Consider the following 7,913-nt stretch of genomic DNA (forward strand, 5'->3'; position numbering starts at 1 on the left):
CTAACGAGGGCAGACTTGCCCCCTAGTCTCTGTAATATTTATTGTTAGCATTTATTGATTTAAGCATTCTTTTTCCCTTTGTCCACCAGGTTACCCCAATGATTTTTAGAAAAAGCATACGATTGTGCTTAACAATCGGGAGGTATCCGCCGAAAGATCGATAAACCTCCTCCTCGTCAACTAGCCGCTCTTCGTCCATCAGCTAGTTCAGGCGCTTTAGTTTCCATGTTTTTTACCTCTATCCTCCTTTTGCTTTCTTTACAAAATCAGGATAATCATACAATATGGATAGGCCTACGTCAACAAAAAACTATGTGACATAAGGCATCCCATATATAAAAAATATGCATGAGGGGTTGTAAACGTTCCCTCATGCATAGTATTAATTATAGTCCCATCTCTTCCTCAACAACTGCTGCTATTCTACTTACATAAGACTCACAAAGCTCCTCTGATGGTGCTTCTGCCATTACGCGTACAAGTGGTTCTGTACCTGAAGGTCGAACAAGGATTCGTCCGTTACCATTCATTTCTGCCTCTACCTCTGAAATAATAGCACTTACTTTTTCATTATCTGTAACATGGTACTTATCCGTTACACGGATGTTTACCAGCTTTTGAGGGAATTTTTTCATTTCTCCTGCAAGCTCCGATAGTGGCTTTTTCGTAATTTTCATGATATTTGCTAACTGCAGGCCTGTAAGTAGCCCGTCTCCAGTTGTATTGTAGTCAAGGAAAATGATATGACCTGACTGCTCTCCACCTAAGTTATAGCCCGTCTTTTTCATTTCTTCAACAACATAACGGTCACCTACTGCTGTTTGAACACTTTCAACTCCGTGACCTTCCAATCCTTTATAAAAACCAAGATTACTCATCACAGTAGAAACAACTGTGTTATGCTTAAGTCTTCCTTGCTCCTTCAAGAACTTAGCACAAATATACATAATCTGATCACCGTCAACGATGTCTCCATTTTCATCAATCGCAATTAATCGATCTCCATCACCATCGAAAGAGAGACCCACATCCGCTCCTTTTTCTTTAACAAAAGCTGATAGAGCTTCAGGATGTGTGGAACCAACACCGTCATTGATGTTTAGTCCATTAGGAGATGCTCCCATAGTTGAAAGATCAGCATCTAGGTCAGCAAATAAATGTGTAGCAAGTGAAGAAGTAGCACCGTGAGCACAATCTAGAGCAATATGTATTCCAGTAAAATCTTCGTCAACCGTTTGTTTTAAGTACTGTAGATATTTTTGTCCACCTTCAAAATAATCATTAACTTGTCCTAGGTCTGAACCTACTGGTCTAGGCAATTCATCTTTTTCTAGATCCATTAAACCTTCAATCTCAAGTTCTTGCTCATCAGAAAGCTTAAAGCCATCTGGTCCAAAAAACTTAATTCCGTTATCAGCTACCGGGTTATGAGAAGCTGAAATCATCACTCCAGCTTGTGCTCCAAGTGCTTTCGTTAAGTAAGCCACTCCAGGTGTCGAAATCACTCCTAAGCGCATTACCTCTGCACCGATAGATAAAAGACCGGCAACAAGTGCCCCTTCAAGCATATGCCCTGAAATACGAGTATCACGTCCAATGATTACCTTTGGACGTTCTTTATCTTTTGTTAAAACATACCCACCAAAACGTCCTAGTTTAAATGCTAATTCTGGAGTTAACTCACTGTTTGCTACTCCTCGCACCCCATCAGTACCGAAATATTTACCCATTAAAAGATCTCTCCTTAATAATTGTTGTGCATCTATGCTTCTCGTTTTGTAATCGATATTTTTGCTGTCTGTTGGTTAATCGTCCAATTAATATTTGTTGGACCAGTCACGTTCAAGTCGACACTATGTTCCCCTTCACCTAGACCGGCTAAATTAAGGATGACACTAAAGTCACTTTCTTTTAAAGATCCTATTATACTGCTATCTCCGGTTGCAGTAATTGAAACCGTCCCATCAAGAGGTTCATTGTATGACATATTTAAGTCAGCAGCAAGTCCATTTGCTTTTATCGGAATATTTGAAAAGGTAATATCCTCTTCCCGACTAACGTTAATAGTGACATCAACGGTTTCTGGATCCACTTTAACAATACCTTCAGATATAATGACGGGGAGAGTTAGAGTCGTATCATCACTTATTGAACTAACATCTACCTCTACACGAACTGAATCGGTCTTGTCCAATAGATCCGCACTAGCAAGTATTGTTGCTTGGGATTGAGCTAAATTAATGGAGTCAATCGTTACCCCACTGGGGGGAGTTCCCTTTTCAACAATTTTTATTGGAACTTCTTTACTAGACGCCTTTATAGGTATGGTCACTTCTACTGTATCTGATTCAAGAATGACATCAAGTTTATTTAAGTCTTGATCCAAAACTAAAATTTTTGCTTCCTTCGTTACAGTATCTTCAATGTTACCTTCTAAATCTATCGTAGCTTTTACATAAGTAATCTTTTCGATCACATCTTTTGCACCTGTAATTTTAACCTTGTTAGGCTTAACAATCGCTTGCTCAGCAGTATAACCATCAGCAACAAGACTTGAATTATATTCAGGCTCCACCTTAAACTCCTGTGTTACCTTCTCTTGTATCGATACATTAGCATAATCCGGTTCAATTTCCACCGTTAGTCTGTCGGACACATCTCTAATTTCAATCTGTACACGCTGGGTACCGATCTCTGCCTCTGATAAATCTACATACACCTCAAATGATCGAGAGGTCTTTGCTTGCTGCAAAAGATTTTTAGGACCACTTAACTTGATGGTTACGGTACTTGGAACTCCACTTACGACAAGGTTTTCCGTATCATAATAACTCTTCACAGGAACGTCTGTGATGGTTTCTGTCTCTTGATCCTGAGGCACATTAATAGATAAATCTTCTCCGTCGTACACGTATATGAAAAGCAGAAATGCTAGTAACAATGCAACAACCCTAATAAACCATCGGTTATCAATTAGTTTATCAATTAAATTATCCATTCTTTTTTCCCCTCCAATTCCATCGAGGTGTGGAGGCTTGCTTCGGCTTCATTGGAGTAATAAATTCATTAGCTAACATTTGCTTAAATTGTTCAAGCTTTAAGTCACGGTGAAGTTCTCCATTTTTGGTAAGTGAGATGGCCCCTGTTTCTTCAGACACAATAACCGTTACACTATCAGTTACTTCACTAATTCCCAGAGCCGCTCTGTGCCTTGTTCCTAATTCTTTAGAAATAAAAGGACTCTCGGATAACGGAAGGTAACAGGCAGCAGCGGCAACCATATTCTTTTGAATGATAACAGCACCATCATGGAGCGGAGTATTCGGAATAAATATATTAATTAATAATTCTGAGGAGATTTTCGCTTGTAAGCCAATTCCAGTCTCTATGTAATCTCCCATACCTGTTTCTCTTTCAATTGACATTAACGCACCGATTCGACGCTTTGCCATATAATCAGTTGCCTTCGTAATCGCTTCTACCATTTTTTCCTGTTCTTCCTCTTCCTGTATCCCTGTTCGAGAGAAGAAACGTCCTCGGCCTAGCTGTTCAAGCGCTCTTCTAAGCTCTGGTTGAAAGATAATAATAATTCCAAGAACTCCCCAAAGCAATACTTGTTCCATCATCCAATTCAGTGTCTTTAGGCTAAACCAATCACTGATGACTGTAACCATTAATATAACAAATATCCCTTTAAGCAGTTGGACGGCTTTAGTACCTTTAATAACCATGATTAGCTTATAGATCACGTACCAAACTAGGAGAATGTCAATGGTAATGGATAAGTATTTCAAAACATCGAAATCCGCAATCGACATTGCATTTCCTCCAAATATATATTTCAAAGCATTAAGCTAAAGGTTTTGTTTAACTTTCTTATTATAACATAAAAATGAAATGACAAAAATTTTGCTCTATTTATAAGAAAAGCGGAAGCGCCTTGGTTAGCTCCGACAAGCATAAGACGAAGACCGAAAGAGGTCCTGACCTCTGTAGGGCTTTGGCTTATGACCCCGAGGAGCTAGGCGCTGGAGCTAGACAATGCTCAAAGTTCAAAAACTTATACTTCTAAAATTATAAGAAAAATTAGTCACCCTTATACGAGCGACTAATTATTCAATCCTTATCTTGAAAGACGCTAACAAGCTCTTTGCTTGTCTTTTTTACATGATACCAAATCCATTCAAACACTTCATTAACTTCTTTAATCTCACCAGTAACATGTCCCGCAGAGGCTAGATATTTTTCTCCGTTAATGACGGTTACATCGCCATCAACCTTTCCGTTAATGACGGTTACATCACCTTCAACCGTTCCCTCAATTTGAAGGTCACCGTTTCTAACAGTAATATCTCCTTTAATTACTTCACCCTCAGGAACAATAACGGTGTTATTATGAACGACTAAATTGGGTTGCTTGGTTACTGAAAACTCATGATCTTTATTCCAAGTTGATAATAAACTACCTGTCATTAATATGATAAAAAGAGAGGCAGCGGTCAACAAAGGATGGTGTCGGAACCATCGGTTTACACCCACTCTTCTTTTCTCTTTAGGAAGTCGAGCCATTACATTTTCAGTAAAATTACTTGGTGCCTGTATATGAGAAGTGCTCTGCACTAAGGCAATTGCCTTCTCTAATTCATGAAAATAACTTTGGCATTTTGGGCAGGTCTGTAAATGCTTTTTAAGTAACTGTTCATCATGCTCTTCAATTTCCTCATCTAGATATTCATGCATATACAAGACAATGTTATCTGGACACTTCACTGATTTTCACCTCTCATTAAACATTTCTTAATTGGTGTCGTAATGCTTCCCTACCCCTATGTATCCTTGTTTTTACTGTTCCTAGTGGAATATCAAGGATCTCACTTATTTCATTTAATGAAAGTTCTTCAATATATTTTAAGACAATCACCGATCGATATTTTTCTGGCAACTTAGTAATTTCTCGTTGAATGGTCTCTTGTAATTCAAGACTCTCGATTTCATCCTCAGGAAGAATTGTATCTGATGCAATTTGAGAATACATGGTCAGTCCATCTGTACCAGATACTTCTGCATCAAGGTAATAGTCCGGCTTTTTCTTTCGAATCCGATCAATACATAGATTTGTTGCAATTCTATATAACCATGTTGAAAACTTTAAATCAATATTAAAGCTTGCTATGTTAACATATGCTCTAATGAATGCCTCTTGTGCCATATCCTCTGCTTCATGACGATTTCCGAGAATTCGATAACAAAGTTGAAAAACTTTATCCTTATATATCTCAACGATTTCCCCGTATGCACTTTGGTCCCCTTTTAACACTTGCTTAACTCTTTTTTTAATCAGTGCTTCCATTCCTATACCTCCGCTCTAATGCGGCTACTCGATAATACGTATCGATACCGGAAAAGGTTTCATTTCTTACAAAAAATTTTTCTCCACTACATATTTTAACAAATATTTACTGTGAATTGTTTAAAATTTTAGGCTCTGGGTATAAATGTAGAAATTAGGGAGGTTATTATATCATTACGAATTGGAGTGAATCATATGGATAAGCAATCTCTGCTAAAAGACATTGAAACTCATCGAAGAATAATGGTGAGCCAAGCATCTCACTCTTCATTAAGCAATGAAAAAGTAATCAAACTTAGCAAAAAGTTGGACAATCTATTAAATAAGTACGATCTTTTTATGAAAAATAGCAGCAACTCTTAATGAGAGTTGCTGCTATTAATTTATAATAACTTTTCGCCAAATAAAGAACCCATTAACGCTACAGCAACAGATGCTGTTTTATTTTTATCATCTAAAATTGGATTCACTTCTACAAATTCAGCAGATGTAATAAGTTTAGATTCAGCAAGCATCTCCATGGCAAGATGGCTTTCACGGTAGCTAATTCCTCCAGTAACAGGCGTTCCTACTCCTGGAGCGTCATGTGGATCTAGGCCGTCTAAGTCTAAAGAGAGATGTACCCCATCCGTTCTCTCCTTTAAATATTCTATCGTCTCTTCCATCACCTTTGTCATGCCTAAACGATCGATCTCATGCATCGTATATACTTTTATACCAATCTCTTTGATTAACTCTTTTTCTCCCTCATCAAGTGCTCTGGCACCTATTAGAACAATATTTTCAGGTTTAATTTTAGGTTCATATCCCCCGACACTTGTTAATATCTCATGTCCTATTCCAAGGCTTACAGCAAGCGGCATTCCATGGATATTTCCAGAAGGTGATGTTTCCGCTGTATTAAGGTCCCCATGTGCGTCATACCAGATAACACCCAAACTTTTGTAGTGCTTTGAAACTCCAGCTAGTGTCCCAATCGCAATACTGTGGTCTCCTCCAAGGACAAGCGGAAACGCTCCCGAAGTGATCGCTTGATCAACTTCCTTTGATAGTGCCTCATTTTTTTCTGCGACAAGATGTAAGTTTCTTAGATTTGATTGCTCGTCTATCACAACCTCTGGTCTTCCAATCGGGATATCCCCTAAATCATGAACTTCATCAAAAAGGTTTCGTAATCTTTCAACAACCCCAGCATACCTAATGGCACTTGGCCCCATATCTACCCCACGTCTCATTTGACCAAGATCCATCGGCATCCCAATAATAGATAGTTTTTTCATCCTCCAACCCCCTCTTTGTTCTCCCTCCTATTGTATACATTTCTATGTCTGTGACTCAACTCGACAAAATCACGCATAAATATGCAGTTAATATCCAATATTCAGAAAACAAAACGCACAAAAAAAACCTTAGGAAAACTCCTAAGGTTTCAATGAGCCATGAAGGACTCGAACCTTCGACCCTCTGATTAAAAGTCAGATGCTCTACCGACTGAGCTAATGGCTCGTATATACTGTCCAGCTCCGAAAGCTAGCCTCTCGGGGTCATAAGCCAAATCTCTCCAGAAGGCAGGCCTTCCTGCGTGATTCGACTTATGCCTGTCGAGGCTGATCAAGCTTTCTCCGCTTTTCGTACTGGGCTAGCTGGATTCGAACCAACGCATGACGGAGTCAAAGTCCGTTGCCTTACCGCTTGGCTATAGCCCAAAAGTCAAAATAAAAAGGACATCTTTAGTTTGTCCAGTTTTAGACTTACTATGTAAATAAAATGGTGGAGGGGGACGGATTCGAACCGCCGAACCCAAGGGAGCGGATTTACAGTCCGCCGCGTTTAGCCACTTCGCTACCCCTCCATTATTGTAAATGAAGCGTGGTGCCGGTGAGAGGACTTGAACCCCCAACCTACTGATTACAAGTCAGTTGCTCTACCAATTGAGCTACGCCGGCTTAGTTTATATTATTTCGTTATATAAGATGAATATTTTTCTCTTCGTGAAAAATATTCTAAATGGAGGATGACGGGATCGAACCGCCGACCCCCTGCTTGTAAGGCAGGTGCTCTCCCAGCTGAGCTAATCCTCCGAAATGAAATGTTTTTATCACAAAGTGAAAAAACTTGGTTATTTTTACTTCGTAAAAAAACTTGGTGACCCCTACGGGATTCGAACCCGTGTTACCGCCGTGAAAGGGCGGTGTCTTAACCGCTTGACCAAGGGGCCGTACTAGTAATCTATAAAACAGAGAGCTTCCAACCGGATTCGAACCGGTGACCTCTTCCTTACCATGGAAGTGCTCTACCTGCTGAGCTATGGAAGCATTCCAAAAAGCTCATAAGAGGTTGTCTTATGAAAATGGCTCCACAGGCAGGACTCGAACCTGCGACCGTTCGGTTAACAGCCGAATGCTCTACCAACTGAGCTACTGTGGAATGATAAAAATATTACCGCCTGGCGACGTCCTACTCTCACAGAGGGAAACCCTCAACTACCATTGGCGCTGAAAAGCTTAACTTCCGTGTTCGGTATGGGAACGGGTGTGACCTTTTCGCTATCGCCACCAGACTA

7 protein-coding genes, 8 tRNA genes and 1 rRNA gene are annotated in these 7,913 nt (G+C 39.6%); 1 reads left to right on the forward strand and 15 read right to left on the reverse strand.

The window, feature by feature from the left end:
• Positions 1-386 precede the first annotated feature (386 nt).
• The 5 genes from glmM to sigW form a co-directional block, all read right to left on the reverse strand.
• On the reverse strand, positions 387-1,730 hold the full coding sequence (gene glmM / locus ACVBAX_RS22215; protein ID WP_447118913.1) for a phosphoglucosamine mutase: 1,344 nt from the start codon (positions 1,728-1,730) through the stop codon (positions 387-389).
• 32 nt (positions 1,731-1,762) lie between these two features.
• Positions 1,763-2,998: a CdaR family protein gene (locus ACVBAX_RS22220; RefSeq protein WP_447118915.1), complete on the reverse strand. Its 1,236-nt coding sequence runs from the start codon at positions 2,996-2,998 to the stop codon at positions 1,763-1,765.
• The gene (gene cdaA / locus ACVBAX_RS22225; protein ID WP_447118917.1) at positions 2,991-3,818 is read right to left on the reverse strand and encodes a diadenylate cyclase CdaA; all 828 of its coding nucleotides are present in this window, start codon (positions 3,816-3,818) and stop codon (positions 2,991-2,993) included. Before cdaA ends, ACVBAX_RS22220 begins: the two co-directional genes overlap by 8 nt.
• A 298-nt stretch (positions 3,819-4,116) precedes the next feature.
• The gene (locus ACVBAX_RS22230; RefSeq protein WP_447118919.1) at positions 4,117-4,770 is read right to left on the reverse strand and encodes an anti-sigma factor family protein; all 654 of its coding nucleotides are present in this window, start codon (positions 4,768-4,770) and stop codon (positions 4,117-4,119) included.
• 16 nt (positions 4,771-4,786) lie between these two features.
• Complete coding sequence (sigW, locus tag ACVBAX_RS22235; protein ID WP_447118921.1) at positions 4,787-5,350, reverse strand: RNA polymerase sigma factor SigW; 564 nt, start codon at positions 5,348-5,350, stop codon at positions 4,787-4,789.
• A 195-nt stretch (positions 5,351-5,545) separates the two neighbouring features.
• Here sigW and ACVBAX_RS22240 point away from each other — a divergent pair, with 195 nt between their 5' ends.
• Positions 5,546-5,713, forward strand: a complete 168-nt coding sequence (locus tag ACVBAX_RS22240; RefSeq protein WP_447118923.1) for a Spo0E family sporulation regulatory protein-aspartic acid phosphatase — start codon at positions 5,546-5,548, stop codon at positions 5,711-5,713.
• A gap of 20 nt (positions 5,714-5,733) precedes the next feature.
• Here the strand turns inward: ACVBAX_RS22240 and rocF are convergent, their stop codons facing one another.
• The 10 genes from rocF to rrf form a co-directional block, all read right to left on the reverse strand.
• A complete protein-coding gene (rocF, locus tag ACVBAX_RS22245; RefSeq protein ID WP_447118925.1) occupies positions 5,734-6,630 on the reverse strand; it encodes an arginase in 897 nt (298 codons plus the stop codon).
• A 153-nt stretch (positions 6,631-6,783) separates the two neighbouring features.
• A tRNA-Lys gene (locus tag ACVBAX_RS22250) sits at positions 6,784-6,856 on the reverse strand.
• A 128-nt stretch (positions 6,857-6,984) separates the two neighbouring features.
• Positions 6,985-7,056: transfer RNA gene (locus tag ACVBAX_RS22255), tRNA-Gln, on the reverse strand.
• 62 nt (positions 7,057-7,118) lie between these two features.
• Positions 7,119-7,202, reverse strand: a tRNA-Tyr gene (locus ACVBAX_RS22260).
• 18 nt (positions 7,203-7,220) lie between these two features.
• Positions 7,221-7,296, reverse strand: a tRNA-Thr gene (locus tag ACVBAX_RS22265).
• 62 nt (positions 7,297-7,358) lie between these two features.
• A tRNA-Val gene (locus tag ACVBAX_RS22270) sits at positions 7,359-7,431 on the reverse strand.
• 62 nt (positions 7,432-7,493) lie between these two features.
• Positions 7,494-7,568 (reverse strand) — tRNA-Glu (locus ACVBAX_RS22275).
• A 24-nt stretch (positions 7,569-7,592) separates the two neighbouring features.
• Positions 7,593-7,665, reverse strand: a tRNA-Thr gene (locus tag ACVBAX_RS22280).
• Positions 7,666-7,701: 36 nt separating this feature from the next.
• Positions 7,702-7,777: transfer RNA gene (locus ACVBAX_RS22285), tRNA-Asn, on the reverse strand.
• Between the two features lie 17 nt (positions 7,778-7,794).
• Positions 7,795-7,910, reverse strand: a 5S ribosomal RNA gene (rrf, locus tag ACVBAX_RS22290).
• Between the last annotated feature and the right edge of the window lie 3 nt (positions 7,911-7,913).

The sequence above is a fragment of the Robertmurraya sp. GLU-23 genome, from assembly GCF_052983275.1.

Coding starts and splice junctions, on each gene's coding strand:
- glmM (WP_447118913.1), bottom strand. CDS start 1,730: ATGGGTAAATATTTCGGTACTGATGGGGTGCGAGGAGTAGCAAACAGT.
- ACVBAX_RS22220 (WP_447118915.1), bottom strand. CDS start 2,998: ATGGATAATTTAATTGATAAACTAATTGATAACCGATGGTTTATTAGG.
- cdaA (WP_447118917.1), bottom strand. CDS start 3,818: ATGTCGATTGCGGATTTCGATGTTTTGAAATACTTATCCATTACCATT.
- sigW (WP_447118921.1), bottom strand. CDS start 5,350: ATGGAAGCACTGATTAAAAAAAGAGTTAAGCAAGTGTTAAAAGGGGAC.
- ACVBAX_RS22240 (WP_447118923.1), top strand. CDS start 5,546: ATGGATAAGCAATCTCTGCTAAAAGACATTGAAACTCATCGAAGAATA.
- rocF (WP_447118925.1), bottom strand. CDS start 6,630: ATGAAAAAACTATCTATTATTGGGATGCCGATGGATCTTGGTCAAATG.